26 protein-coding genes are annotated in these 23710 nt (G+C 72.5%); 11 read left to right on the forward strand and 15 right to left on the reverse strand.

All coding sequences use genetic code 11. From position 1 onward, the window contains the following. Positions 1 to 218 precede the first annotated feature (218 nt). Positions 219 to 1136 carry an alpha/beta fold hydrolase gene (locus tag ACFWJB_RS15880; RefSeq protein ID WP_385473591.1) on the forward strand — a complete coding sequence of 306 codons (918 nt, stop codon included), beginning with the start codon at positions 219 to 221 and terminating at the stop codon, positions 1134 to 1136. Here the strand turns inward: ACFWJB_RS15880 and ACFWJB_RS15885 are convergent. Then, positions 1133 to 2029 carry an NYN domain-containing protein gene (locus ACFWJB_RS15885; protein WP_386922807.1) on the reverse strand — a complete coding sequence of 299 codons (897 nt, stop codon included), beginning with the start codon at positions 2027 to 2029 and terminating at the stop codon, positions 1133 to 1135. The two genes, ACFWJB_RS15880 and ACFWJB_RS15885, sit on opposite strands and share 4 nt — an antisense overlap. Before the next feature lie 245 nt (positions 2030 to 2274). Here ACFWJB_RS15885 and ACFWJB_RS15890 point away from each other — a divergent pair, with 245 nt between their 5' ends. Beyond that, a complete protein-coding gene (locus tag ACFWJB_RS15890; RefSeq protein ID WP_385473596.1) occupies positions 2275 to 2427 on the forward strand; it encodes a hypothetical protein in 153 nt (50 codons plus the stop codon). Positions 2428 to 2505: 78 nt separating this feature from the next. Here ACFWJB_RS15890 and ACFWJB_RS15895 read toward each other — a convergent pair whose 3' ends face one another. The 3 genes from ACFWJB_RS15895 to ACFWJB_RS15905 all read right to left on the reverse strand — a co-directional run bounded on the left by ACFWJB_RS15895 (position 2506) and on the right by ACFWJB_RS15905 (position 4840). After that, positions 2506 to 3111, reverse strand: a complete 606-nt coding sequence (locus tag ACFWJB_RS15895; protein WP_385469230.1) for a MarC family protein — start codon at positions 3109 to 3111, stop codon at positions 2506 to 2508. Between the two features lie 72 nt (positions 3112 to 3183). Then, positions 3184 to 4041 carry a PHP domain-containing protein gene (locus tag ACFWJB_RS15900; RefSeq protein WP_386922810.1) on the reverse strand — a complete coding sequence of 286 codons (858 nt, stop codon included), beginning with the start codon at positions 4039 to 4041 and terminating at the stop codon, positions 3184 to 3186. A 157-nt stretch (positions 4042 to 4198) separates the two neighbouring features. Further along, positions 4199 to 4840 (reverse strand): DUF6758 family protein, encoded by a 642-nt coding sequence (locus ACFWJB_RS15905; RefSeq protein ID WP_385469233.1) that lies wholly within the window; start codon positions 4838 to 4840, stop codon positions 4199 to 4201. Between the two features lie 159 nt (positions 4841 to 4999). On the opposite strand from ACFWJB_RS15905, the gene ACFWJB_RS15910 reads away from it, so the two are divergent. Beyond that, positions 5000 to 6259, forward strand: a complete 1260-nt coding sequence (locus tag ACFWJB_RS15910; RefSeq protein ID WP_385469235.1) for an MFS transporter — start codon at positions 5000 to 5002, stop codon at positions 6257 to 6259. A gap of 30 nt (positions 6260 to 6289) precedes the next feature. On the opposite strand, the gene ACFWJB_RS15915 is transcribed toward ACFWJB_RS15910, so the two are convergent. Further along, entirely contained in the window at positions 6290 to 6886 is a 597-nt protein-coding gene (locus ACFWJB_RS15915) for a suppressor of fused domain protein (RefSeq protein ID WP_385469237.1), read from the reverse strand. 537 nt (positions 6887 to 7423) lie between these two features. On the opposite strand from ACFWJB_RS15915, the gene ACFWJB_RS15920 reads away from it, so the two are divergent. Together ACFWJB_RS15920 and ACFWJB_RS15925 are read left to right on the forward strand one after the other, a co-directional pair. Then, entirely contained in the window at positions 7424 to 8539 is a 1116-nt protein-coding gene (locus tag ACFWJB_RS15920; protein ID WP_385469239.1) for a magnesium and cobalt transport protein CorA, read from the forward strand. 33 nt (positions 8540 to 8572) lie between these two features. Continuing rightward, positions 8573 to 9100 carry a hypothetical protein gene (locus ACFWJB_RS15925; protein WP_386922813.1) on the forward strand — a complete coding sequence of 176 codons (528 nt, stop codon included), beginning with the start codon at positions 8573 to 8575 and terminating at the stop codon, positions 9098 to 9100. Here the strand turns inward: ACFWJB_RS15925 and ACFWJB_RS15930 are convergent. Further along, positions 9097 to 9834 carry a hypothetical protein gene (locus ACFWJB_RS15930; RefSeq protein ID WP_386922815.1) on the reverse strand — a complete coding sequence of 246 codons (738 nt, stop codon included), beginning with the start codon at positions 9832 to 9834 and terminating at the stop codon, positions 9097 to 9099. The two genes, ACFWJB_RS15925 and ACFWJB_RS15930, sit on opposite strands and share 4 nt — an antisense overlap. 212 nt (positions 9835 to 10046) lie before the next feature. Here ACFWJB_RS15930 and ACFWJB_RS15935 point away from each other — a divergent pair, with 212 nt between their 5' ends. Genes ACFWJB_RS15935 through ACFWJB_RS15945 form a run of 3 tightly spaced genes read left to right on the forward strand, consistent with a single transcriptional unit; the run spans position 10047 to position 13115 of the window. After that, the gene (locus tag ACFWJB_RS15935; RefSeq protein ID WP_386922817.1) at positions 10047 to 11345 is read left to right on the forward strand and encodes a magnesium transporter MgtE N-terminal domain-containing protein; all 1299 of its coding nucleotides are present in this window, start codon (positions 10047 to 10049) and stop codon (positions 11343 to 11345) included. Beyond that, positions 11335 to 11937 (forward strand): DUF1003 domain-containing protein, encoded by a 603-nt coding sequence (locus ACFWJB_RS15940; RefSeq protein ID WP_385469247.1) that lies wholly within the window; start codon positions 11335 to 11337, stop codon positions 11935 to 11937. Before ACFWJB_RS15935 ends, ACFWJB_RS15940 begins: the two co-directional genes overlap by 11 nt. Positions 11938 to 11981: 44 nt before the next feature. Further along, complete coding sequence (locus ACFWJB_RS15945) at positions 11982 to 13115, forward strand: Mrp/NBP35 family ATP-binding protein (protein WP_385469249.1); 1134 nt, start codon at positions 11982 to 11984, stop codon at positions 13113 to 13115. Positions 13116 to 13181: 66 nt separating this feature from the next. Here the strand turns inward: ACFWJB_RS15945 and ACFWJB_RS15950 are convergent, their stop codons facing one another. The 5 genes from ACFWJB_RS15950 to sigE form a co-directional block, all read right to left on the reverse strand. Next, positions 13182 to 13856: a hypothetical protein gene (locus ACFWJB_RS15950; protein WP_385469251.1), complete on the reverse strand. Its 675-nt coding sequence runs from the start codon at positions 13854 to 13856 to the stop codon at positions 13182 to 13184. A 247-nt stretch (positions 13857 to 14103) separates the two neighbouring features. Beyond that, positions 14104 to 14553 (reverse strand): sec-independent translocase, encoded by a 450-nt coding sequence (locus ACFWJB_RS15955; protein ID WP_385469253.1) that lies wholly within the window; start codon positions 14551 to 14553, stop codon positions 14104 to 14106. 155 nt (positions 14554 to 14708) lie between these two features. Beyond that, positions 14709 to 16571, reverse strand: coding sequence for a trypsin-like peptidase domain-containing protein (locus ACFWJB_RS15960; RefSeq protein ID WP_386922820.1), 1863 nt, complete (start codon positions 16569 to 16571; stop codon positions 14709 to 14711). A gap of 94 nt (positions 16572 to 16665) precedes the next feature. Continuing rightward, complete coding sequence (locus ACFWJB_RS15965) at positions 16666 to 17643, reverse strand: zf-HC2 domain-containing protein (protein WP_386922822.1); 978 nt, start codon at positions 17641 to 17643, stop codon at positions 16666 to 16668. Next, positions 17640 to 18311, reverse strand: coding sequence for an RNA polymerase sigma factor SigE (gene sigE, locus ACFWJB_RS15970; protein WP_385469259.1), 672 nt, complete (start codon positions 18309 to 18311; stop codon positions 17640 to 17642). Before sigE ends, ACFWJB_RS15965 begins: the two co-directional genes overlap by 4 nt. 287 nt (positions 18312 to 18598) lie before the next feature. Here sigE and ACFWJB_RS15975 point away from each other — a divergent pair, with 287 nt between their 5' ends. After that, entirely contained in the window at positions 18599 to 19297 is a 699-nt protein-coding gene (locus tag ACFWJB_RS15975; protein ID WP_308032459.1) for an O-methyltransferase, read from the forward strand. Between the two features lie 146 nt (positions 19298 to 19443). Here the strand turns inward: ACFWJB_RS15975 and ACFWJB_RS15980 are convergent, their stop codons facing one another. Then, positions 19444 to 19611: a DUF3117 domain-containing protein gene (locus tag ACFWJB_RS15980; RefSeq protein WP_003966491.1), complete on the reverse strand. Its 168-nt coding sequence runs from the start codon at positions 19609 to 19611 to the stop codon at positions 19444 to 19446. 351 nt (positions 19612 to 19962) lie between these two features. Between ACFWJB_RS15980 and ACFWJB_RS15985 the strand changes: the two genes are divergently transcribed. Further along, on the forward strand, positions 19963 to 20766 hold the full coding sequence (locus tag ACFWJB_RS15985; RefSeq protein ID WP_385469261.1) for an enoyl-CoA hydratase/isomerase family protein: 804 nt from the start codon (positions 19963 to 19965) through the stop codon (positions 20764 to 20766). A 43-nt stretch (positions 20767 to 20809) separates the two neighbouring features. On the opposite strand, the gene ACFWJB_RS15990 is transcribed toward ACFWJB_RS15985, so the two are convergent. Both ACFWJB_RS15990 and ACFWJB_RS15995 read right to left on the reverse strand, forming a co-directional pair. Then, positions 20810 to 21394 (reverse strand): DNA-3-methyladenine glycosylase I, encoded by a 585-nt coding sequence (locus ACFWJB_RS15990; protein ID WP_386922825.1) that lies wholly within the window; start codon positions 21392 to 21394, stop codon positions 20810 to 20812. Then, positions 21391 to 21738 carry a DivIVA domain-containing protein gene (locus tag ACFWJB_RS15995; protein WP_385469273.1) on the reverse strand — a complete coding sequence of 116 codons (348 nt, stop codon included), beginning with the start codon at positions 21736 to 21738 and terminating at the stop codon, positions 21391 to 21393. Before ACFWJB_RS15995 ends, ACFWJB_RS15990 begins: the two co-directional genes overlap by 4 nt. Positions 21739 to 21968: 230 nt before the next feature. Here ACFWJB_RS15995 and folP point away from each other — a divergent pair, with 230 nt between their 5' ends. After that, positions 21969 to 22829 (forward strand): dihydropteroate synthase, encoded by an 861-nt coding sequence (gene folP / locus ACFWJB_RS16000; protein ID WP_385469275.1) that lies wholly within the window; start codon positions 21969 to 21971, stop codon positions 22827 to 22829. Between the two features lie 77 nt (positions 22830 to 22906). Here the strand turns inward: folP and ACFWJB_RS16005 are convergent, their stop codons facing one another. Further along, positions 22907 to 23665: a TIGR00730 family Rossman fold protein gene (locus ACFWJB_RS16005; protein ID WP_385469265.1), complete on the reverse strand. Its 759-nt coding sequence runs from the start codon at positions 23663 to 23665 to the stop codon at positions 22907 to 22909. Positions 23666 to 23710 lie beyond the last annotated feature (45 nt).

The raw sequence follows: 23710 nt of genomic DNA on the forward strand, positions 1-23710 counted from the left end.
CCTCCCTCGGCTGGGTGGTGGGTTTTTTTCCCCCGCGGCGCCCCCCGCGCGGGGCGCCCGGCCCCCCCGGGGGGGGGGGGCGCCCCCCACGGCGTGTCCGCGCCGGTATGCGGGCGTGCGGTGGGGTGGGCGGGCACGGCAGCGCGCGACTGCCCGCAGGCTGGGCCGGTGGGGTGGGCAGGGTGGGGCGGGGTCGGGGGCGCGGATAGTCTCTGGTCGTGAGCACGAACGCCCGCTTCACCCCGCCGCCCGACGCCCGCACGTACCGGCTGCGTACCGCGCGCGGTGAGTTCGCCGTCGTCGATTCGCCCGCGGCGGGCGACGTCGTGCCGAGGGGCGTCGTGCTGATGCTGCCCGGGTTCACGGGCAGCAAGGAGGACTTCACCCTGCTCCACGAGCCGCTCGCCGCCCGCGGGTACCGCACGGTCGCGGTGGACGGGCGGGGACAGTACGAGTCCGACGGCCCCGAGCACGACGAGTACGGCTACGCGCAGCCCGAGCTGGCCCGGGACGTCCACGCACAGGTCGCCGCGCTCGGAACGCCCGTGCATCTCCTCGGGCACTCGCTCGGCGGCCAGATCGCCCGTGCCGCCGTGCTGCTGGACCACTCCCCCTTCGTCTCCCTCACGCTGATGTCGTCGGGGCCGGCGCGGATCTCCGTCTCGCAGCAGCAGCGCGTGAAGCTCCTGCGGGACGCGCTCGACACCATGACGATGGCGCAGGTCTGGGAGGTGATGCAGGCGATGGGTCCGCCCGAGGAGGCCGGTGCCCCGGTCCCCGCGCACGGCCCGGACGGCCCGGAACGGCTGCGCGAGCGCTGGCTGGGCACCAGGCCCGCCCAACTGCTGGCCACGGGGCGCCAGTTGTGCACCGAGCCGGACCGTGTCGCCGAGCTCGCCGCCGTCCCGCTGCCGTTCCATGTGCTGTCGGGCGCCTACGACGACACCTGGCCCGTCCCCCTCCTGGACGAGATGGCCGTACGGCTGGACGCGCGCCGGACCGTCGTCCCGGGGGCCGAGCACTCCCCCAACACGGACCAGCCGCTGCCGACCGCCCGGGCCCTGGCCGACTTCTGGGACGCCGTCCCCGCGCCACACCCGGACGGCGGGCCGGACCGGTCCCGGGGCCCGGCCTAGTACTGCGAGCGGAGGTGCTCCCAGAAGCCGTCCCGCAGCGCCCGGCGCAGGTCGGCCTGGCCGCGCAGTGAGTACTGCAGCAGCCCCTCGGCCTCCACCAGCAGGTCCTGGTCGACCGAGCCGGGGAGGTAGGGGTGGCCGGGGAGCAGCTCCAGCAGGGTGTCGCGCCCCCGGGCCGCCAGCCACTTCGCCGCGATCTGGGCGCCCACGAAGCGGACGTCCTCGCGGGCCGGCCGGACCGTGCCGGCCGCTTCGTAGGCGTGGGCCGTGCGCCGGGAGACGTACGGCTTGAAGTAGTCCAGCTCGAAGGTGCGCTGGCTGTCGACCTCCCAGAGCAGCGGGTCGGCCTGGTTGCGGCCCTCGGGGGCCTCGATGCCCCACAGGTGGACGCGGGCGCCGTACCCCTGGGCGGCCTCGACCGCCGACACCAGGTCCTCGTCGCCGCCGAGCAGCGCCGCGTCGCTGATGGCGCGGTGCCGGGCGAGGGACTCCAGGTCGGAGCGGATGAGGGAGTCGACGCCCTTCTGCTGGTTGTTGGCATTGAGGTTGCCCAGGCGGACCTTGACGTCGGGCAGCTCGGCGATGGACTGCTGCTCGGCGGTGTGGATGCGGCGCCGCGCGCCGTCGTACCAGTAGACCCGGAGCAGGCGGCTGTCCGCGAAGATCGTGCGGGCCGTGTCGATGAGTGCCTCGATCAGCCCCTCGGCGTCCAGGTCGAAGGCCCTGCGGTCCTCGGTGCCGGCGACCAGCCGGCCCGCCGCCGCGTACAGGTAGCCGGCGTCGACGAAGATCGCGTGGGTGGAGGGCGTCTTCGCCACCTCGACGAGCATGCGCTGCAGCAGCTCGTTGGTGCGGTCGATGCGGGCGTTCAGGGCCGCGAGGTCGTCGTTCATCACCTCCATTGTCCCGGCGGTCACGCTGCGAACACAACCGGTCCCGGTCAGTCTTGTGCCGTACACGGATCGCCTGGGCTCGATCTTCTTACGTGTCAGTAATTAGTTGTTCGAAAAATTTCCTTAGCGTAGGGAATGTTCGTAACACCCAGCCCGTTGACTCGTATGGACGCCCGGGCACCGACGACCCGGGGCCCACACCAGTAGTTCTCCTCAGGAGGATGACCAGATCAAGGGAGAGGCCCATGCGCTTTGAAGTCATGCGACTCGACGACAACGACGGAACGCCCGTCGACACCACCGTCGTGGACGCCGCCTCCGTGAACCGCATCGTTCAGCAGGCCGCCGCCATCGGGCAGCGCCTGTGGATCCGCCCCGCCGACACCTCGGCCTTGTAACGCGGACCGTTCGTACGCCGCGAGCCCCCGTGCGGCACCGTCACCGGTGCCGTACGGGGGCTCTGCCGTCTCCGGGGCTCACGCGCCCTGGATCACCTGCGTCACGCCGTTGATGATCTGCTGCACGGCGATCGCGGAGAGCATCATGCCCGCGAGGCGGGTGACCAGGACGACACCGCCGTCCTTGATGACGCGGATGATCAGCAGCGAGTACCGCATCACCAGCCACAGCACCACATGGATGGCGAGGATCGCCGACCAGACCGACACCTGCGAGGTCACGCTGCCGGCCTTCTGCACCGCCAGGATGACCGACACGATGGCACCGGGTCCCGCCAGCAGCGGCATGCCCAGGGGCACCAGCGCGACGTTGACGTCCTTGGTCTGCTTGGGCTCGTCCGTCTTGCCGGTGAGCAGGTCGAGCGCGATCAGCAGGAGCAGCAGTCCGCCGGCGATCATCAGCGCGGGCACGGACACGTGCAGGTAGTCCAGGATCTGGTGCCCGAGCAGTCCGAACACCGTGATCACACCGCCGGCCACGCAGACGGCCTGGAAGGCCATCCGCTTCTGCACCTTGGCGGGCCGGCCGGCGGTCAGCGCGAGGAAGATCGGGGTGATCCCGGGGGGATCCATGATGACAAAAAGGGTCAGGAAGAGGGAGCCGAAGACGGCGAGGTCGAACATGAGCGTGCCAAAGCCTTGCGCTGAACAGGAACAACGAACGGGGATGTGAGGCGGGAGCGGCCCGCGCGGGCCTCAGGCTCCGCCGGCGCCCGGCACGGGGAACGCCCCGAACGCCCGCCGCGTGATCTCCCCGTAGACCTCGGGGTCGGTGGTGTACTCGCCCAGCTCGCAGGTCTTGCGGCTGCCGTGGTAGTCGCTGGAGCCGGTCACCAGGAGGCCGAGCTCGGCGGCGAGTCCGCGCAGCCGCGCCCGCGTCGGCGCGTCGTGGTCCATGTGGTCGACCTCGATGCCGTCCAGCCCGGCGGCGGCCAGCTCGGCGATGGCGGCCTCCGGCACCGTACGGCCCCGCTTGGCGGCGGCCGGGTGGGCGAACACCGCGACGCCACCGGCGCCCTTGATCAGCCGGATCGCCTCGAAGGGGTCGGTCTCGTGCTTCGCCACGTGGGCCCGGCCGCCGTCGGCCAGCCACTCCTCGGTGAAGGCGTCGCTCACGGTCGGCACGACGCCGAGCTCCACGAGCGCGGAGGCCACGTGCGGGCGCCCGACGGAGCCGTCTCCGGCGATCCGGGCGACCTGCTCCCAGGTGACGGGGACGCCCAGCTCGTTGAGCTTGGCGACCATGCCCCGCGCCCGCGGCACCCGGTCGTCCCGGACCAGCTCGCGCTCGGCGAGCAGGGCGGGCTCCTCGGGGTCGAAGAGGTAGGCCAGCATGTGCATGCTGACGCCGTCGAGGCGGCAGGAGAGTTCGGCGCCGGTGACCAGCGTCAGTCCCTCGGGCAGCGCGGCGACGGCCTCGGCGTGGCCGCGGGTGGTGTCGTGGTCGGTCAGCGCGACGACGTCCAGTCCGGCCTTCGCGGCGTTGCGCACCAGCTCGGCCGGGGTGTCCGTGCCGTCGGACGCGGTGGAGTGGGTGTGCAGATCGATGCGCACGACGCTGACTCCAGGCGGTGACGGGACGGAAGGGGACGCTCAAGGATAACCGGCGCTCCGCCTTCCGGTGTCACACCCGAAGCGGCCTCGCGCCCCCTACGCACAGCGCGCCCACCGCCCCGCGGACGCGGTGCGTGCCGCGGCCTCCGGGCCGGGCCTACGGCTGGAGGAGCCGCGGCGACAGGGCGCCGCACGGCACCAGGTCCACCTCGGCACCGGCGTCCCGGAGATCGGTCAGCACCAGCTCGTCGTACATGAGCAGCCCCGACTGCTCGGGCCAGAGCACGGCCCACAGCCACACCCCGAGGGCCTCTCCGGCGAACACGGCCCGGTCGACCGGGGCGCCGGAGACGTGCCAGAGCGGGGTCGGCCGGCCGGCGGCGAGGACCTTGGCCTGGGGCGGCTTCCCGACGTCCAGGTAGGGGCCGGGGTCCGGCGCTTCGATCCCCGCGTACCAGGCGCCGAGTCCGACACCCAGCTCCTCGGCCACCAGGATCAGCTCGCCGGCGCCTCCGAGCGGGCCGGGTCCCGAGCAGGCCACGGCGGTGGCCCGGCCGCCGCTGCGGTCGTCGCCCGCGCAGGCCACGCCGGTGAACAGCCAGCCCACCGGAAGGGGCCACGGCATCCACACCGGCACCTGGGTGCGGTGCACCACGACGCCGAGCGCCTCGACGCTGGGCGGTATCACGGGCTGCAGCGGGTGCACCGGCCCGTGCACGTCGCACTGCCATGAATCGGCGAAGAGACCGGGAGCCCTGACCCGGCCACCACACTTCGGGCAACTGGGTTCGCCCCTCATACAGCCCCACGGTCCTACCCTCGCTCCCCCACGTCAAGGACGATCACCCATCCGGACCGAGGGCCTGACCAGGAGGAAGTAGATGCGTATTGCATTAATTAGCCACGCTAACTTACTATGTGCAAACACCAACCATCTACTGTCGGCATTGGAGCAACCATGGACCCCTTCGACGCGGGTGCGGGCGGCATCCTGCGCCAGCCCAAGGCCGTGTGGGCGACCGCCGGCGCGTCCGTCGTCGCCTTCATGGGCATCGGGCTCGTCGACCCGATCCTGCCGTCCATCGCCAAGGGCCTGGACGCGAGCGCCAGCCAGGTCTCCCTGCTGTTCACCTCGTACTTCCTGATCACGGCCGTCGCGATGCTGGTCACCGGCTTCGTCTCCAGCCGCATCGGCGGCCGGAAGACCCTGCTGCTCGGGCTCGCCTTCGTCGTGGTCTTCGCCGGCCTCGCGGGCACCTCCGACAGCGTCGGCCAGCTCGTCGGCTACCGGGCGGGCTGGGGCCTCGGCAACGCCCTGTTCGTCTCGACGGCCCTCGCGGTCATCGTCGGCGCGGCGGCCGGCGGCAGCGCCGCGGCGATCCTGCTGTACGAGTCCGCCCTCGGCCTCGGCATGGCCTGCGGCCCGCTGCTGGGCGCGCTGCTGGGTGACGCCAGCTGGCGCTACCCGTTCTTCGGCACCGCGTTCCTGATGGCGATCGGCTTCCTGTGCATCACGGTGTTCCTGAAGGAGCAGCCGAGGCCGGCCCGCAAGACCTCGCTGCTGGACCCGATCAGGGCGCTGGGCCACGGCGGCCTCGCCTCCGCCGCGGTCTCGGCCTTCTTCTACAACTACACGTTCTTCACCGTGCTGGCCTTCACGCCGTTCGTGCTGAACATGACGCCGTACAAGTCCGGTGCGGTGTTCTTCGCGTGGGGCGTGCTGCTCGCGGTCTTCTCGGTCCTCGTGGCGCCGCGCATGCAGAGGCGGTTCGGCTCGCTGAAGGTGCTCGGCGGCTCACTGGTGCTGCTCGCGGCCGACGTCCTGGTCCTCGGGTACGGCAACCACACCGCGGCGATCGTCTGCACCATCCTGTCCGGCGCCTTCATCGGCGTGAACAACACCGTGTACACCGAGCTGGCCCTCGGCGTGTCGGACGCGCCGCGCCCGGTGGCGAGCGCCGGTTACAACTTCGTGCGCTGGTTCGCGGCGGCCGCCGCCCCGTACTTCGCGCCGAAGATCGAGGAGTGGACCGACATCCACATCCCGTTCGTGGTGGCCGCGGTCACCGCCGTGCTGGGCGCGGTCGTGGTCGCCGTACGCCGCCGCGCCCTCACCCTCCCCCACTCTCGGCTTCGCTCGAGCGGGGGGACCCCCACTGCCGAGGAGCAGCAGCCGGCGCACGCGACCGAGGACGGGGTCACCGTCTTCGCCAACTGAGCCACGTCCGAAAGGCGTTGGTGACTTCGGTCACTCCAGTGGCACGGACCTGCGGGACGGATCCCGCAGGTCCGTCCCGTGCGTCAGCCAGCGCTCCTGGAGGGCCTGGGCGCCGTGCACCCGCTTCCAGGCGGCCTCGTTCGGTGTCATCGGCAGCAGCGGCAGGAACCGTACGGGGTCCAGCGGCGCGTCCAGCTCCAGGTCCTCCACCAGACCGCCCGGCTCGGCCACCAGCACCGAGGTGAAGGGGGCGCCGGGCCACAGCGGCTCACCGACGTCCAGGGAGGCGCCGGGCGCCACGACGACGCCCTCCACCTGCGGGGACGCGCCCAGCACGGCCAGCGGGCGGAGCACCTTGCCGGTGTCGGCGCGGCCCGCCCGGACGGAGAGGACCAACTCGGCGCGGGGGCCCTTCACCGGATCGGCGAGCACGGCCGTGGGGTCCGCCATGGGCTGCGCGGACATGCCGAGCGTGGCGTAGCGGACGATGTCGCCCTCCGGACCGCCGCCGGGGAAGCGCAGCACCTCGATGCGGTCGGCGCCGAGGAAGGTGACCGCCGCGCGCGCGTCCGGTTCGCCCAGTGCCGTACGCAACCGGGCTTCGACCAGAGGAAGAACATCAGCCATGCGGCGAGCATAGAACTCGTCAGTACGCGGCAAAGCGGCACCTTGACACGTCGAGTCACTGATACTCTGGGCCAGCGGTTTTGGGGCAGCACGCAGCTGGGGGTACCTCCCTGGCCCTCCAGGCACTGGGGGAGGCGTGATCATGACCCCGACGCTATGAACACTCCCCTACGGGGAACCCCTTCAAACGGGGTATGGATCGTCCCTCACGAGGGACCGGCCGGAGGAGGTGGGCGGCATGGACCGAAGTCGACCGTGCAGTACCACTCGCTCTTCCGGACGCTGACGCAGCTGCTCCGGTTCTTCCCGCCGCCGCTTCCTGCTCGCGCGCCTCTCCTCGGAAGAGCACTTCGTCTCGTTTTGCCTGATCTGCCTGCCTGCAACAGCAGTGCTGCATCAGCAGTGAAGCCGGCCACCGCGACGGTGCGGTGCCCCCCGCTTTGTGGACGCGCCGAGCACGCGTGATCTGGACGTCCTCATTCCGGGTGGTTCCACCCCTCGCCGGCACGCTCGCTGCCCGTCGCGAAGGAGCCTGCCATGTCGATGATCCGTGACCTGCGCGCCGCGGTCCGCCCGTCCCGCGTCTCACTGCGCAAGGACAACGGCGTCTACGACACCACCCGCGACCCGGGGACCGCCTCCGCCGTCGTCGACTGCGCCGTCTACCGCGACGGCACGCGCGTCGTGACCGACGCACCGCTGAGCCCGCACCAGGCGATGCGGCAGGTGCGCCGCGACGGCGGGTTCGTGTGGATCGGTCTGCACGAGCCCACCGAGGACGAATTCGCCGGTATCGCCCGGGAGTTCGGGCTGCACCCGCTGGCCGTGGAGGACGCCGTCCAGGCCCACCAGAGGCCCAAGCTGGAGCGCTACGACGACTCCCTGTTCACGGTCTTCAAGACGATCCACTACGTCGACCACGACGAGCTGACCGCGAACAGCGAGGTCGTCGAGACCGGCGAGGTCATGTGCTTCACCGGACGGGACTTCTTCATCACCGTCCGGCACGGCGGGCAGGGCTCGCTGCGGGCCCTGCGGTGCCGGCTGCAGGACGAGCCCGAGCTGCTGCTGAAGGGCCCCTCCGCGGTGCTGCACGCCATCGCCGACCACGTCGTCGACGGCTACATCGCGGTCGCCGACGCGGTGCAGGACGACATCGACGAGGTCGAGACCGAGGTGTTCTCGCCGGGCCGCAAGGGCAGCCCGCGCGGCACCGACGCCAGCCGGATCTACCAACTCAAGCGCGAGGTACTGGAGTTCAAGCGGGCCGTGGCACCGCTGCTGCGGCCCATGCAGCTGCTCAGCGAGCGTCCCATGCGGCTGATCGACCCGGAGATCCAGAAGTACTTCCGGGACGTCGCCGACCACGTGGCGCGGGTGCAGGAGCAGGTCATCGGCTTCGACGAGCTGCTGAACTCCATCCTCCAGGCCAACCTCGCCCAGGCGTCCGTCGCGCAGAACGAGGACATGCGCAAGATCACCTCGTGGGCGGCGATCATCGCCGTGCCGACGATGGTGTGCGGGGTGTACGGCATGAACTTCGACTACATGCCGGAGACGCACTGGAAGTTCGGCTACCCGCTGGTCCTGTCGATCACGGTCGGCATCTGCCTCGGCATCCACCGCACGCTCAAGCGCAACGGCTGGCTCTGAACCGGCCCGCGGGCTCGTGGATAGGCTGACCGCATGACACGCGAGCTGCTCGACCAGGCCCTCGTCGAGGAGGCCACGAAGAAGTCCGGCCTCATCTGGGTCAAGGGCCCCGGGGTGCCCGCCCGTGCGCTGTGGCACGTCTGGCACGAGGGCTCGGCCTGCGTCGTCGGCGACGGACCCGGTGAGCAGCCGCTGCCGGGCCTGGCCGACGGGGCGGTGGCCGAGGTGACGGTGCGCAGCAAGGACAAGGGGGGCCGGCTGGTCTCCTGGGCGGCGAGGGTCGTTCAGCTGCCGTCCGGCTCCGAGGCGTGGCAGGCCGCGGTCGCCGACCTCAAGGGCAAGCGGCTGAACGCCCCGGACGGCGAGGCGATGACCGGCCGCTGGGCCCGTGAGTGCCGGGTGCTGCGTCTGGAGCCGACGGGGACGCTCGCGCCGCTGCCCGACGGTTCGCTGGCCGAGGCGCCGCTGCCGAGCCCCGCGACGACGCGTGAACCGCTCCCGGAGGGCCTGCCGCGCCTGCTGCTGAAGCGCCGCGGGAAGAGCCGGCGGGGCCGGAGCTAGGACGTCGGCAGCTGCTTGCCGTAGTCCAGGGTGTCGTCCTTGGCCGGCGCCGTGAGCGCGAAGTCCTTGTTCCAGTCGGAGAAGCTGAGCGTGCCCGCGCTGCCCGCCCGCACCAGGCGCAGCGGATAGGGCGCGCCCTCCAGGGAGACGTCCAGCGAGCCGCCCGAGCCCTCGTCGCCGGTGACGCGGACGGTGCGGACGCCCGCCTGCTCGTGCCGCCCGTCGGTCTCCACCGTGCCGTGCAGGGTCAGCAGGCCGTCGAGGAGGACGTCCTTGTCCGTGAAGCCGCTGAACTTCTGGTACGCGGGGTCGCCCTCCGGCACCTTCACGTACTTGCCGGCGAGCTTGTCGGCGGCCGCGGCGTCGCCGCCGTCGTGGGTCCAGAACCCGGCGTCGGCCTTGAGGAAGAGCTGGTCGCCGACGCGCAGCAGCCGGAAGGTCGTCCCCTCGGCGGCGACCGACCCGGTGCCGCCGTCGGACTTCAGGCGCATGTCGAGGGTGTACGTGGCGCCGCCGGCGGCCACCGTCCCGTGCAGCCGGACCGCGCGGGCGGACGAGGCGGCCGCGCGCGTCTTGGCGTGGATCTTCGCGGCCGGGAGCTTGCCCACCCCGTTGGTGCCCGCGTCGGGGTCCTCGCTGCTGCATCCCGTCAGCCCCGCCCCCGTCACGGCCAGGGCGCACACCGCGCCCAGCCAGGCGGCCCTGCGGATTCGGCGCCGGGGAGTCACGGTCACAGGTGGGGCTGCCTTTCTGACGGGGGTCCAAGCGGCGTACGGCAGCGTACCGGGGCCTGGCACCATGATCGGAGCCAGTCCGTCCGGACCGGCCGCCAGGGCGGACCTCTTCGGGACGGGCTAGCCTGAAGGCCGTCCGAGTGGGCAATTCGGAAAAGAGACACAGTACGAAACACCTCTCACGGACTGACTGACGAAAAGGAGCCGCGGCCATGGCAGCGGGCGCCCCCCGGATCTTCGTCTCGCACCTCTCCGGCATCGCCGTCTTCGACCCGGCCGGCGACCAGGTGGGACGGGTGCGCGACCTGGTCGTCATGCTCCGCGTCGGCCGCAAGCCCCCGCGGGTGCTGGGTCTGGTCGTCGAACTGTCCACCCGCCGCCGCATCTTCCTGCCGATGACCCGGGTCACCGGGATCGAGTCCGGGCAGGTCATCACGACCGGGGTGCTCAATGTGCGGCGCTTCGAGCAGCGGCCCACCGAGCGCCTCGTCTTCGGCGAGCTCCTCGACCGGCGGGTGACGCTCGTCGAGGACGGCGAGGAGGCCACGGTCCTGGACCTGTCGGTGCAGCAGCTCCCGGCCCGCCGGGACTGGGAGATCGACAAGGTGTTCGTCCGCAAGGGCCGCAGGAGCAGCGCCTTCCGGCGCAACAAGGGCGAGACGCTGACCGTCGAGTGGTCCGGCGTCACCGGCTTCTCCCTGGAGGAGCAGGGGCAGGGCGCCGAGAACCTCCTCGCCACCTTCGAGCAGCTCCGCCCCGCCGACCTCGCCAACGTGCTGCACCACCTGTCCGCCAAGCGCCGCGCCGAGGTCGCCGCCGCCCTCGACGACGACCGCCTGGCCGACGTGCTGGAGGAGCTGCCCGAGGACGACCAGATCGAGATCCTCGGCAAGCTCAAGGAGGAGCGCGCCGCCGACGTGCTGGAGGCGATGGACCCGGACGACGCGGCCGACCTGCTCGGCGAGCTGCCGGAGGCGGACAAGGAACGCCTGCTGAGCCTGATGCAGCCCTCCGACGCGGCGGACATGCGGCGCCTGATGGCGTACGAGGAGCACACGGCCGGCGGCCTGATGACGACCGAGCCGATCGTGCTGCGTCCCGACGCCACCGTCGCCGACGCCCTGGCCCGCATCCGCAACCCGGACCTGTCGCCGGCACACGCCGCCCAGGTCTACGTGTGCCGTCCGCCCGAGGAGACGCCGACCGGCAAGTACCTGGGCACGGTCCACTTCCAGCGCCTGCTGCGCGACCCCCCGTACACGCTGGTCGGGGCGATGCTCGACGACGACCTCCAGCCCCTGGAACCGGACGCCGCGCTGCCCGTGGTGGCCGGCTTCTTCGCCACCTACGACATGGTGGCGGCGCCTGTCGTCGACGACTCCGGGTCGCTGCTCGGCGCGATCACCGTGGACGACGTACTGGACCACATGCTGCCCGAGGACTGGCGGGAGACCGAGTACCACCTCGACGAGACGGACGAGGGAAGGGAGGTGGGTGCCGATGGCGCCTGAGCGCGAGACGACGGCCCGTGAGCGCGCGGTGTCGGGGGCCACGGCGGCCTCCCGGCCCCGCGGTGCCCGCCTGGACCAGCCCCGGCCGCCCCGGCGCCGGCTCCTGCCCGAGTGGGACCCGGAGGCCTTCGGGCGGCTGTCGGAGCGCATCGCGCGCTTCCTGGGCACCGGGCGGTTCATCGTCTGGATGACGGTCGTCATCATCGTCTGGGTGCTGTGGAACGTGTCCGTGCCGGGCAGTCTGCGGTTCGACGAGTACCCGTTCATCTTCCTGACGCTGGCCCTGTCCCTCCAGGCCTCCTACGCGGCCCCGCTGATCCTGCTCGCGCAGAACCGGCAGGACGACCGGGACCGGGTCAATCTGGAGCAGGACCGCAAGCAGAACGAGCGGTCGATCGCCGACACCGAGTACCTGACCCGGGAGATCGCGGCCCTGCGCATCGGGCTCGGCGAGGTCGCCACCCGGGACTGGATCCGCTCCGAGCTCCAGGATCTGATCAAGGAGATGGAGGAGCGGCAGGACGGCCACCGCCACCGGGACGGGGTATTCCCGGCGGATCGGTCCACCGGGCGTGACGTACACGACCGCTGACGGGGCTTTCCGCGTCCCCCGTGCGGCGCCGTACCATCGTCTCTATGGCTACGGAAGACGCGGTGCGCGAGGCACTGGCGACGGTGAACGACCCCGAGATCAACCGGCCCATCACCGAGCTCGGGATGGTCAAGTCGGTGGAGATCGGCGCGGACGGAGCGGTCGCGGTCGCGGTGTACCTGACGGTCTCCGGGTGTCCCATGCGGGACACCATCACGCAGCGGGTGACCGACGCCGTCTCGCGGGTCGAGGGCGTCACGCGGGTCGACGTCGAGCTGGACGTGATGAGCGACGAGCAGCGCCGTGAGCTGGCCTCCGCGCTGCGCGGCGGCCAGACCGAGCGCGAGGTGCCCTTCGCCAAGCCGGGCAGCCTGACCCGGGTGTACGCGGTCGCCTCCGGCAAGGGCGGCGTCGGAAAGTCGTCCGTGACGGTGAACCTGGCGGCGGCGATGGCGGCCGACGGCCTGAAGGTCGGTGTCGTCGACGCCGACATCTACGGCCACTCCGTGCCGCGCATGCTGGGCGCCGACGGGCGGCCCACCCAGGTCGAGAACATGATCATGCCGCCGTCGGCCAACGGCGTGAAGGTCATCTCGATCGGCATGTTCACCCCGGGCAACGCGCCGGTCGTCTGGCGCGGCCCGATGCTGCACCGCGCGCTCCAGCAGTTCCTGGCGGACGTGTACTGGGGCGACCTGGACGTCCTGCTGCTCGACCTGCCGCCCGGCACCGGCGACATCGCGATCTCCGTCGCGCAGCTCGTCCCGAACGCCGAGATCCTCGTCGTGACGACGCCTCAGCAGGCCGCCGCCGAGGTGGCGGAGCGGGCCGGCGCGATCGCCGTGCAGACCCACCAGAAGATCGTCGGCGTGGTCGAGAACATGTCCGGCCTGCCCTGCCCGCACTGCGGCGAGATGGTCGACGTGTTCGGCACGGGCGGCGGCCAGGCGGTCGCCGACGGCCTGACCCGCACGACCGGCGCCTCGGTCCCGGTCCTCGGCTCCATCCCGATCGACGTCCGCCTGCGCGAGGGCGGCGACGAGGGCAGGCCCGTGGTCCTGTCCGACCCGGAGTCCCCGGCGGGCGCGGCCCTGCGGTCGATCGCGGGCAAGCTGGGCGGCCGTCAGCGCGGCCTGTCGGGGCTGTCGCTGGGGATCACGCCCAGGAACAAGTTCTGACGTCCCGTACGGACCTGGGGCGCTGTCCTGAGGGACGGCGCCCCGTGTCGTACGCCCGGCCGCCGGTCAGGCGTCGTAGGCGGTGATGTCCTTGACCACGGAGAAGGCGAGCCCGTAGGCGCTCATGCCCCGGCCGTACGCCCCGAGGTGGACGCCCCGGTCGGTGGAGCCGGCGAGCACCCAGCCGAACTCGGACTCCCGGTAGTGGAAGGACGTCGGCACACCGTCCACGGGCAGGGAGAGCGTCGTCCAGTCCTCCCCGTCGAGGTCGTCGGCCAGCACCCACGCGGTCTCGGTCTGCTGCTCCAGCCAGTTGTCCCGCAGGGAGTGGTCCATCTGTCCGGGCCAGGTGAAGGACAGCAGCCCCACACCGGCGAGCCACGCCGCCGAGGACACCGAGGTGGCCTCCAGCAGCCCCGTGCCGTCGGCGCTGTGCCGGTCGGGGTTGGCGGCCACCGTCACGACCACCGCGAACTTCTCCCTGGCGTCCTGCTCGTCGCCCGCCACGTGCTCGTTGCGCACCGACGGTTCGTCGCCGTGCCCGATGGAGCCGTGTTCCACGGCCCCGTCGGCCGCGGTGCCGACCTGCATCAGCCACCGCCGGCCCGTGAACGCCTCGTCGAGGCCGTACCACGGGAAGTGCGCCCGCAGATAGCCGTCGACCGTACGCCGGGCGGAGGGGACCGGTGGTCCGTCCTCCGCGGCCGGCGCCTGCGCGACCGCCGCGTTCGTCGTCTCCATGTGCCCGGACGCCTCCTCGCTCTCGTCGGAGCGGATCGGCCCGCCCCCCTTCGGGCGCACTCGTCCGCTCCGCACAACAACTCGGCAGCATAGCCACACGATTGCGGACAGCCGAGAAAGCGCCCGGCGCGTGGGGCGCACCGGCACCGTGATCAGGCCGCACGCGACCGGTTCGGAGTATGAGACGCGTCACGTTCGGCGGTGGGGAGGGTGCCCTTCCCCCTGTACGGCGGGGGGTGTGCCGGGCTCAGGTGGCGTCGGCGTCGAACGGCGGGCGGTCGTCCCGGGCGGGGGCCTCGGGCTTCTTGGCCATGTCGATCTTCTTGGTCATGTCGATGGCCCCGCCGGAGGAGGTGGACGGCGACGTCTCCGACTCGCGGCCGTGGACCGCGTCGGTGACCTCGGCCATCTCCTTCTTCAGGTCGAAGGTGTTGCGGATCTCCTTGAGACCCAGCTCGTCGTTGTCGAGCTGCTTGCGGATGAACGTCTTGGGGTTGAGGTCCTCGAACTCGAAGTCCTTGAACTCGGGGCCCAGCTCCTCCCGGATGTCCCGCTTGGCGCTGTCCGAGAACTCCCGGATCTTCCGGATGGTCCGCGTCACGTCCTGGATGACCTTGGGGAGCTTGTCCGGACCGAACACGAGCACGGCGAGGACGACGAGCGTCACCAGCTCGAGTGCGCCTATGTCATTGAACACCTGAAGCTCCTTGCGATGTCCGGGCCGCAACCACGGTACCCGCCGATCCTGCCCTGCCGGTACCGTCCCGTGACCGTCGGCTGTGCGTATGCGAGCGCTTTCCCGATTGTTTGCCTTCCGGGCCCCTCTCCCGGCCTCGCGCCGGTCCGTCCGTCTCAGCCTCCGCCGGAGGAGCCGAGCACCAACGAGACGTTCGTCTCCCTGCCCTCGCGCTCCACGGTCAGCTCCAGGCGGTCGCCGGGGCGGTGGGCGCGGGTCCTGACGATGAGTTCCTCACCGGAGTGCACGCGCCGGCCGTCGACCTCCGTGATCACGTCGCCGGCCCTGAGGCCGGCGTCGGCGCCGGGTCCGCCCGGGGTGACCGGGGAACCTCCGTCGCCGCCCCGCGTGCCCACGCGGGCGCCGTCGCCGGCGTAGCTCATGTCGAGGGTGATGCCGATGACCGGGTGCGTCGCCCGGCCCGTGCTGATCAGCTCCTCGGCGACGCGCTTGCCCTGGTTGATGGGGATGGCGAAGCCCAGTCCTATGGAGCCGGCCTGGCCGCCGCCGGACTCGGTGCCGCCGGCATCGGCGGACCGGATGGCGGAGTTGATGCCGATGGCGCGGCCCCGGGAGTCGAGGAGGGGGCCGCCGGAGTTGCCGGGGTTGATGGGCGCGTCGGTCTGCAGCGCGTCGACGTACGACACGTCGCTGCCGTCGCTCTCCTCGCCGCCCGCGGTGATGGGCCGCTCCCTGGCGCTGATGATGCCGGAGGTGACCGTGCCGGCCAGGTCGAAGGGGGCGCCGATGGCGACGACGGGGTCGCCCACCTGCACGTTGTCGGAGTTGCCGAGGGGCAGGGGGGTGAGTCCTTCGACGCCCTTCACCTTCACCACGGCGAGGTCGTATCCGCTGTCGCGGCCGACGACCGTGGCTTCGGCGGTGTCACCGCTGTTGAAGGTCACAGTGATCTCGCCGCCGTTCCCCGCGGGCTCGACGACGTGGTTGTTGGTGAGGATGTGGCCGCGCCCGTCGAGGACGAAGCCGGTGCCGGTGCCCGCCGCGTCGCTGCCGCTCACGTGCAGCGTCACCACGCTGGGCAGGGCCCGCGCGGCGATCCCGGCGACGCTGTCCGCCGCCCGGTCGGCCGGTTCCCTGCCGGCCTGGGGCAGCTCCACGCTCCCCATGCCGCCGTTGCGCTCCAGATAGGTCCCCACGGCGCCGCCGATGCCGCCGGAGACGAGGGCCACCAGCACGATGCCGACGGCGAGCGTGCGCCGGGTCCGCTTGCGCGGCCGCTCCGGCGTGCCGACGGCGCCGCCGGCCTGCTGGAGCGGCCCGGCGGCGGCCCACGGGTCGTAGCGCCGCCAGGGGTCGGGCACGGGGGCGCCCGGGGGCGGGGTGCCGCCGGGGGGCGGGGACGCGGCGGGTGCGGTGGGCGTGCCCGTGGCGGGCGTGCCTGCGGTGGGCGCGGGGGGTGCCGGGTGCTGGAGCGGCGGGGCGGGGGGCGGGGCGTCCGCGTAGGCGGGGTCGGGCACCGGGGTGCCGGGGGGCGGCGCGGAAGCCGGGGGCGCCGGCGGGCCGTGGGGCGGTGTGGTGGTGCCGTGGGGTGGCGTGGTCGCCGGATGCTGGACCGGCGGGGCGGGGGCCCAGGGGCCGGGCTCGCCGTACGGCGGGGTGCTGTACGGGTCGGGATCGTGCAGCGGCCGGGGGCGCTCGGCGGCGTCCGGCGCGTCCGTCGTGGCGGGGCGGGGGTCCGGGACGGTGGCGGGGCTGTCCGGGGCGGCGTCGGGGTGCGTCGCCGGTGCCTGGGAGCGGGGCGCGGGACCGTCCAGCTCGTAGTCGCCGTCGTGCCGCCGCTCGTCGCCTGCCAGGGGTGCCGCGGGGCGCTCCAGCCGGAAGTCGCCCCCGTCGCGCTCGTCGTCGCCGCTGCCGTGGGCGGCGCGAGGACGTGCCAGTTCGAAGTCTCCGTCGGAGCCGTCCCCGGACGGTCGAGGACGGCTCCACCACTTCGCCTTCGTGGGTTTCCCCTCGTTCATGCTCTCCCCGCACCTGGCCGCGAATCGTCGGCTCCAAGGGCTCTGGCGCCATCCCGGATTCAATCAGGTCCGCGACCCGGCGCGCAGATCCTTGTCAGGGGAGGGGACGGTGGGGCACGGCGGGCAGCGCCGTGGCCCGGGGGGCGGAGACCGGGTCGGGGGCGGGTGCGGAGAAGAGGCCCGGGGGCTCGGTCACGGGCGGCGACGGCAAGGCGGCCAGGGCGAGCGGCGGGACCGCGTCCAGCGGCCGTATCAGCGGGGACACCGCGACCGCGCCGACCGTCACCGGCGTGGTCAGCGCACGCACGGACGGGTGCCGCGGGTCGGCGGCCGCGGGGGCCGGCAGGCCGGGCAGCAGCGGCGCGGTCACCTCGGTCGGGGCCACGGGGGTCTCCCCGGGCGTCCGGTGGCCCTGGGTCTGCCCGAGCAGTGGCCCGGCCGAGCGGCGGCGCTGGTTCTCCGGGTTCTTGGCCGCTCCCGTGCCCTGGCTGCCCAGCGGCGTCACATTGCTGCCGGCGCCCGAGCCCCGGGCCTCCGTCGCCGTGTCGGGCGTGCCGAGGGTGACACCGCCCAGCGCGATCGCGGCCAGCGACACCGCTCCCGCGGCGACGAACGCGAAGCGCATCCCGCGCGAGGCGGAGCGCTCCGACTCGTGCCGGCTCACGTCGTGGATCCGGAAGCCCCGGTCCGCCGAAGAGGAGGGCAGCAGAGAGGAGTGCGGGCGGGCGGGGACGTAGCCGAACTCGAACCTCCCGGGCATGCCGGGCATCGGGTCGGAGAAGTCCCCGCCGGTCAGCGGCGAGTCGCGGCCGTCCGTGTCACCGCCGCCCGGAAGCCCCTGGAGGCGGGCCAGGAAGCTCTCGGACGGGGCCGGCGGGGCGGCCGCCGCGAAGACGTTCTTCAGGCGGCGCTGCGCGTCGACCTCCGCCTTGCACTTCGGGCAGGTCGCCACGTGCGCCAGCACGCGCTCACGCGCGTCATGACCGAGCTCTCCGTCCACCAGGGCGGAGAGTCGGTCTCCCAGGTGCTGCTCCGCGAGGTGTCCCTCCGGTTTCGGCCGTGACCCACTCACGCGCTCGTGCCCCCTCCTCCCAGTGCGGGAACGCGGGCCACGAAGGAGCGGCGCTCCGCGCGGGCCTGGGGGGAACGGTGCGCGAGGGCCTTGCGCAGCTGGGAGCGGCCGCGGTGGATCCGCGAGCGGACGGTGCCGAGCTTGACGCCGAGGGTCGCGGCGATCTCCTCGTACGACAGTCCCTCGATGTCGCACAGGACGACGGCGGCGCGGAACTCGGGGGCGAGCGTGTCCAGCGCCTGCTGGACGTCCGCGTCGAAGTGGGCGTCGTGGAAGAGCTGCTGCGGGGTGGGCTCCTTGCTGGGCAGCCGCTCGGCCGCGTCGTCGCCGAGCGCGTCGAAACGGATGCGCTGCTTGCGGCGCACCATGTCCAGGAACAGGTTCGTGGTGATGCGGTGCAGCCAGCCCTCGAAGGTGCCGGGGGTGTAGGTCGACAGGGACCGGAAGACGCGGACGAAGACCTCCTGGGTGAGGTCCTCGGCGTCGTGCTGGTTACCGGTGAGCCGGTAGGCGAGGCGATAGACCCGGCCGCTGTGCGTGCTGACGATCTCCTCCCAGGTGGGCGGAGTCCACGCCTGCCCGTCCGCGTCGCTGGTGAAGGTCGCGGTCTGGGTGGGCCCTGAGGCAGGACCGGTGGCGTGGCTGTGGTCAGCAGCGGTGTCGTTCACGGATTTCGGCCTGCCCGCCGATCCGAGAAAGCGCCGCAGCACTCCTCCCCGATCCACAGGTGCGGCCGCACCTCCCCTGTCGGCTCTGGTGGTGTCCAGTGGAGCCCCTACCATAGCCACCTCGCCCGTTAGCTCCGGATAAGCGGTTTTACGAGAATTTGATCTGAGCTCGCACCGCTCGTACGGCTGCGTCAGCACTTGCTCGGTGCCCTGGCCCATCCGCCGCCCCCTCCGCAGTGCCGATCGCTCCGTCGTGTCTTCCCGTATCCCTTTAAACGACCGGTCCCATCTGCGGGTTCCCGACGCCAACGGATACAGTCACGCCGAGGCAACGACGGGGACAGGAGAGGGTCATTACCGGCAACCGGCAGACGAGCTGGGCGTTCGCCGACGCCTATGTCGCCGAGGACGACGCGCTGCGCTGGGCGCGCGACCGGGCCTGCGAGGCGGGCCTGCGCTCGGTGACGCCCGGCACGGGGTCGGCGCTCGGGTTGCTCGCCGCCGCCGTGGACGCCAAGGCGGTCGCGGAGATCGGTACCGGCTGCGGCGTGTCGGGGATCCATCTGCTGCAGGGGATGCGGCCGGACGGCGTGCTGACCACCGTCGACCCGGAGCCTGAGCACCAGCAGTTCGCCCGGCAGGCCTTCCGGGCCGCGGGCTTCGCCAGCAACCGGGCCCGTTTCATCCCGGGCCGGGCCCTGGACGTCCTGCCCCGGCTGGCGGACGCCGGCTACGACCTCGTGTTCTGCGACGGCGACCGGCTGGAGTACCTGGACTACCTCGCCGAATCGTTGCGCCTGCTCCGTCCGGGGGGTCTCGTCGCCTTCGAGGGCGTCTTCGGCACCGGCAGGACGATCGACTCCGGACCTCAGCCCACCGAGGTGCTGCGGCTGCGGGAGGTGCTGCGCGCGGTGCGGGAGAGCCAGGAGCTGGTGCCGTCGCTGCTGCCGGTGGGCGACGGGCTGCTGTGCGCGGTGAAGCGGTAGCCGGCCCGGAGAAGCCGCCGCCGGCTACGGGAGAACCCGGCGGACCGGTCCGGGGAATGCCGGAGAACCGCGGGAAACGGGGAGAACAATCGCCCCGGCACCAGGTACGGCACCGGGGCGACTGAACGGGTATGGTCGCTTGCGCGTCAGCCGACGACCTTCTTGAGGGCGTCGCCGAGCGCGTCGGCCTCGTCGGGGGTCAGCTCGACGACGAGTCGACCGCCGCCTTCGAGCGGAACGCGCATGACGATGCCCCGCCCCTCCTTGGTCACCTCGAGCGGGCCATCGCCCGTCCGCGGCTTCATGGCCGCCATGCTCGTTCCCCTTCCTGATACCAGCTCACCGTCACCGCCGACGGCCCGTGAGGGCACGCGCAGTCCGGCACGGGACGCGCGACACCGGCATCGAACACATTGCTTCCCAGCCATTATCCCGCATCCCAGGACCCGATGACCAACATCAGTCGGCATCGCTTGGGCAACGCGCGCGAGCAAAACCACTCAATTCGGCGATGTGGCTGCGATACTGCGCGCCCCGCCCCACTCCCACCGAATCGATACGGACCGGAATTCTTTGACGCAGGTCACATCCCCGCGGCGGTCCGCGGCCGGTGATCTCCGTCATGCTGTCCTGCAGACACAAGCCGCGACGCGGAGGGGATATCCATGGCCGACACCGTGCTCTACGAGGTGAGCGACGGGCTCGCGACGATCACGCTGAACCGCCCCGAGGCGATGAACGCGCTGAACATCGAGACCAAGGTCGCGCTCCGGGACGTGGTGCGGTCCGCCGCGGCGGACGAGGCCGTACGGGCCGTGCTGCTGACGGCGGCCGGAGAGCGGGCGTTCTGCGTGGGCCAGGACCTCAAGGAGCACATCGGGCTGCTGGCCTCCGACCGCGAGACGGGCGAGGGCCGGACCATGAGCACGGTCCGCGAGCACTACAACCCGATCGTGCGGGCGCTGGCCGAGGCGCCGAAGCCGGTGGTCGCCGCCGTGAACGGGGTGGCGGCCGGGGCCGGCTTCGGGTTCGCGCTCGCCGCGGACTACCGGGTCGTCGCGGAGACGGCGGCGTTCAACACGTCCTTCGCGGGCGTGGCCCTCACCGCCGACTCGGGCATCTCCTGGACGCTGCCGCGGGTCGTCGGCCCCGGGCGCGCCGCCGACCTGCTGCTGTTCCCACGGAGCATCGGCGCCCAGGAGGCGTACGAACTCGGCATCGCGAGCCGGGTCGTCCCGGCCGCCGAGCTGCGCGCCGAGGCCGAGCGGACGGCACGGGCCCTGGCCGAGGGGCCGACGGTGGCCTACGCGGCGCTGAAGGAGTCGATGGCGTACGGGCTGACGCACTCGCTCTCCGAGACGCTGGAGAAGGAGGACGAGCTGCAGACGCGGGCGGGCTCCTCGGAGGACCACGGGATCGCGGTGCGGGCGTTCGTCGACAAGGAGAAGCCGGTGTACCTGGGGCGCTGAGTCCGGTGCGGGCGGGCGGCGCGGGCGTGGTCCGCGCCGCCGCTCACGCCCGCCGGGTCGCGCAGGCCGCCAGGTGGTCGTCGACCAGTCCGCACGCCTGCATCAGGGCGTACGCCGTCGTGGGGCCGACGAAGCGCAGGCCGCGCTTCTTCAGGGCCTTCGACAGGGCCGTCGACTCCGGTGTGACGGCCGGGACGTCGGCGAGGGTCTTCGGCACCGGGCGCCCGTCCGGGTCGGGGGCGTGGGACCAGATGAGCTCGTCCAGCTCGCCGGGGGCCCACCCGGTGAGCACGCGCGCGTTGGCGAGGGTCGCGTCGACCTTGGCGCGGTTGCGGATGATGCCCGGGTCGGCGAGCAGCCGTTCGCGGTCCTCGTCGGTGAACCGGGCGACCTCGGCGATCTCGAAGTCCGCGAAGGCGGCGCGGAAGCCGGGGCGGCGGCGCAGGATGGTGATCCAGGACAGGCCGGACTGGAAGGCTTCCAGGCTGAGCCGCTCGAACAGGGCGTCGTCGCCGTGGACCGGGCGCCCCCACTCCTCGTCGTGGTACGTCACGTAGTCCGCGGTGGACAGGGCCCAGGGGCAGCGCGGCACGCCGTCCGGGCCGGCGACGGCCTCGCCGGCGCTCACTGCCGCTCCTCCGGGGCCGGCTTCTCCATGGAGACGTGGTGGGCGGCGGCCCGGGCGCCCGCCAGCGCGGACTCCAGGTCGGCGATGCGGGCGTCGCGCTCGGAGAGCTCGGCGCCGAGCCGGCCGAGGGCGTCGTCGACGTCCGCCATGCGGTAGCCGCGGACGACGAGCGGGAAGCGGAGCCGCTCCACGTCCGCGCGGGCCACCGGGCGGTCCGGGGGCAGCGAGTCCCGCAGCTGCTCGGGGGCGGCCTCGGGCAACGGCCCGCTGTCGCCGCCGCTCACCACGGCGAGCGTCACCGCGGCGACCACGACGGCGAGCGCGACGACGAGGAAGAGGAACATGACCACCGCTGGGGCCCCCATGGTCGGATCGAGCGCTGCGATCCCATTGTCCATCGATGGGTCGCGTCGGCTGGTTGGATCGGAGTCGTTGTGTCGGGTCCGATCGTGCCATGCGAGTCTGACAGCCGGGATCGCAGGCGGTCGAGGGACCCGGGCGGACGCCGAAGGGCGGGACGCCGGAGCCGGAGCGGGACGTGAGGGACGAAATGGGCGAGGAGATGTCACAGGGGATGCTCAGGCTGGGCAGGCGTGAGTTCGCGGCGCACGAGCCGGTGATCATGGCGATCGTGAACCGGACCCCGGACTCCTTCTACGACCAGGGCGCCACCTTCCGCGACGAGCCGGCGCTCGCCCGCGTGGAGCGGGCCGTGGCCGAGGGGGCCGCGATCATCGACATCGGCGGGGTGAAGGCCGGGCCCGGGGACGAGGTGTCGGCCGAGGAGGAGGCGCGGCGGACCGTGGGGTTCGTCGCGGAGGTGCGGCGGCGTTTCCCGGACGTCGTGATCAGCGTGGACACCTGGCGGCACGAGGTCGGCGAGGCCGTGTGCGAGGCGGGCGCGGACCTGCTGAACGACGCGTGGGGCGGTGTCGACCCGAAGCTCGCGGAGGTCGCGGCGCGGTACGGGGTGGGGCTGGTGTGCACGCACGCCGGCGGCGCGGAGCCGCGGACGCGGCCGCACCGGGTGACGTACGACGACGTCATGGCGGACATCCTCGACGTGACGGTGGGGCTGGCCGAGCGGGCGGTGGCGCTGGGCGTGCCGCGGGAGTCGGTGCTGATCGATCCCGGGCACGACTTCGGGAAGAACACGCGGCACAGCCTGGAGGCGACGCGGCGGCTCGGGGAGATGACGGCGACGGGGTGGCCGGTGCTGGTGTCCCTGTCCAACAAGGACTTCGTCGGGGAGACGCTGGACCGGCCGGTGAAGGAACGGGTGCTGGGGACGCTGGCGACGACCGCGGTGTCGGCGTGGCTGGGCGCGCGGGTGTACCGGGTGCACGAGGTGGCGGAGACGCGGCAGGTGCTGGACATGGTGGCGACGATCGCCGGGCACCGGGAGCCCGCGGTCGCCCGGCGGGGGCTGGCGTAGGGAGCGGGGCGTGGCGGCGCGTCGGACGCCGACGCCCCCGCCGCCCCTGCCCACTCGTCTCCCGCTGCCGCCGGGTCCTAGCGGCCGGCCTCCTTGGAGACCAGGGCCACGGCCTCGTCCACGTCGTCCGTGACGTGGAACAGGAGCAGATCCTTCTCCGCGGCCTTGCCCTGGGCGACCAGGGTGTTGCGCAGCCAGTCGACCAGGCCGCCCCAGTAATCGGAGCCGAACAGGACGATGGGGAACCGGGTGACCTTCTGGGTCTGCACCAGGGTGAGCGCCTCGAAGAGCTCGTCCAGGGTGCCGAGGCCGCCGGGCAGGACCACGAAGCCCTGGGCGTACTTCACGAACATCATCTTGCGGACGAAGAAGTAACGGAAGTTCAGCCCGATGTCGACGTACGGGTTGAGGCCCTGCTCGAAGGGCAGTTCGATGCCGAGGCCGACCGAGATGCCCTTCGCCTCCAGGGCGCCCTTGTTGGCGGCCTCCATCGCCCCCGGGCCGCCGCCGGTGATGACCGCGAAGCCCGCGTCGACCAGGCCGCGGCCCAGCTGGACGCCCGCGTCGTACTCCGGCGAGTCGACCGGCGTGCGCGCGGAGCCGAAGACGCTGATCGCGGGCGGGAGTTCGGCGAGCGTGCCGAAGCCCTCGATGAACTCCGACTGGATCCGCAGGACGCGCCAGGGGTCGGTGTGGACCCAGTCCGTCGGGGCGCGCTCGTCCAGCAGACGCTGGTCCGTGGTGCTCCCCTGGACCTGGTCCCGCCGCCGGAGGACCGGGCCCAGGCGCTGCTCCTCCGGTGGCCGCTTCTTGCCCTCGGGGTTGCCGGTGGCCATGTGCGCTCCCTCCGTTTGCTGGTGGTTCCACCTCAGCGTAGATCT

Origin of the sequence: Streptomyces sp. NPDC127100 (assembly GCF_042724095.1) — a bacterium.
GTDB lineage: Bacteria > Actinomycetota > Actinomycetes > Streptomycetales > Streptomycetaceae > Streptomyces.

Bases quoted from the DNA above. Each gene is read 5' to 3' on its own strand.
- ACFWJB_RS15885 (WP_386922807.1), bottom strand. From the start codon at position 2,029: ATGAACGACGACCTCGCGGCCCTGAACGCCCGCATCGACCGCACCAAC.
- ACFWJB_RS15890 (WP_385473596.1), top strand. From the start codon at position 2,275: ATGCGCTTTGAAGTCATGCGACTCGACGACAACGACGGAACGCCCGTC.
- ACFWJB_RS15895 (WP_385469230.1), bottom strand. From the start codon at position 3,111: ATGTTCGACCTCGCCGTCTTCGGCTCCCTCTTCCTGACCCTTTTTGTC.
- ACFWJB_RS15905 (WP_385469233.1), bottom strand. From the start codon at position 4,840: ATGAGGGGCGAACCCAGTTGCCCGAAGTGTGGTGGCCGGGTCAGGGCT.
- ACFWJB_RS15910 (WP_385469235.1), top strand. From the start codon at position 5,000: ATGGACCCCTTCGACGCGGGTGCGGGCGGCATCCTGCGCCAGCCCAAG.
- ACFWJB_RS15915 (WP_385469237.1), bottom strand. From the start codon at position 6,886: ATGGCTGATGTTCTTCCTCTGGTCGAAGCCCGGTTGCGTACGGCACTG.
- ACFWJB_RS15920 (WP_385469239.1), top strand. From the start codon at position 7,424: ATGTCGATGATCCGTGACCTGCGCGCCGCGGTCCGCCCGTCCCGCGTC.
- ACFWJB_RS15925 (WP_386922813.1), top strand. From the start codon at position 8,573: ATGACACGCGAGCTGCTCGACCAGGCCCTCGTCGAGGAGGCCACGAAG.
- ACFWJB_RS15935 (WP_386922817.1), top strand. From the start codon at position 10,047: ATGGCAGCGGGCGCCCCCCGGATCTTCGTCTCGCACCTCTCCGGCATC.
- ACFWJB_RS15940 (WP_385469247.1), top strand. From the start codon at position 11,335: ATGGCGCCTGAGCGCGAGACGACGGCCCGTGAGCGCGCGGTGTCGGGG.
- ACFWJB_RS15945 (WP_385469249.1), top strand. From the start codon at position 11,982: ATGGCTACGGAAGACGCGGTGCGCGAGGCACTGGCGACGGTGAACGAC.
- ACFWJB_RS15950 (WP_385469251.1), bottom strand. From the start codon at position 13,856: ATGGAGACGACGAACGCGGCGGTCGCGCAGGCGCCGGCCGCGGAGGAC.
- ACFWJB_RS15960 (WP_386922820.1), bottom strand. From the start codon at position 16,571: ATGAACGAGGGGAAACCCACGAAGGCGAAGTGGTGGAGCCGTCCTCGA.
- ACFWJB_RS15980 (WP_003966491.1), bottom strand. From the start codon at position 19,611: ATGGCGGCCATGAAGCCGCGGACGGGCGATGGCCCGCTCGAGGTGACC.
- ACFWJB_RS15985 (WP_385469261.1), top strand. From the start codon at position 19,963: ATGGCCGACACCGTGCTCTACGAGGTGAGCGACGGGCTCGCGACGATC.
- ACFWJB_RS15995 (WP_385469273.1), bottom strand. From the start codon at position 21,738: ATGTTCCTCTTCCTCGTCGTCGCGCTCGCCGTCGTGGTCGCCGCGGTG.
- folP (WP_385469275.1), top strand. From the start codon at position 21,969: ATGCTCAGGCTGGGCAGGCGTGAGTTCGCGGCGCACGAGCCGGTGATC.
- ACFWJB_RS16005 (WP_385469265.1), bottom strand. From the start codon at position 23,665: ATGGCCACCGGCAACCCCGAGGGCAAGAAGCGGCCACCGGAGGAGCAG.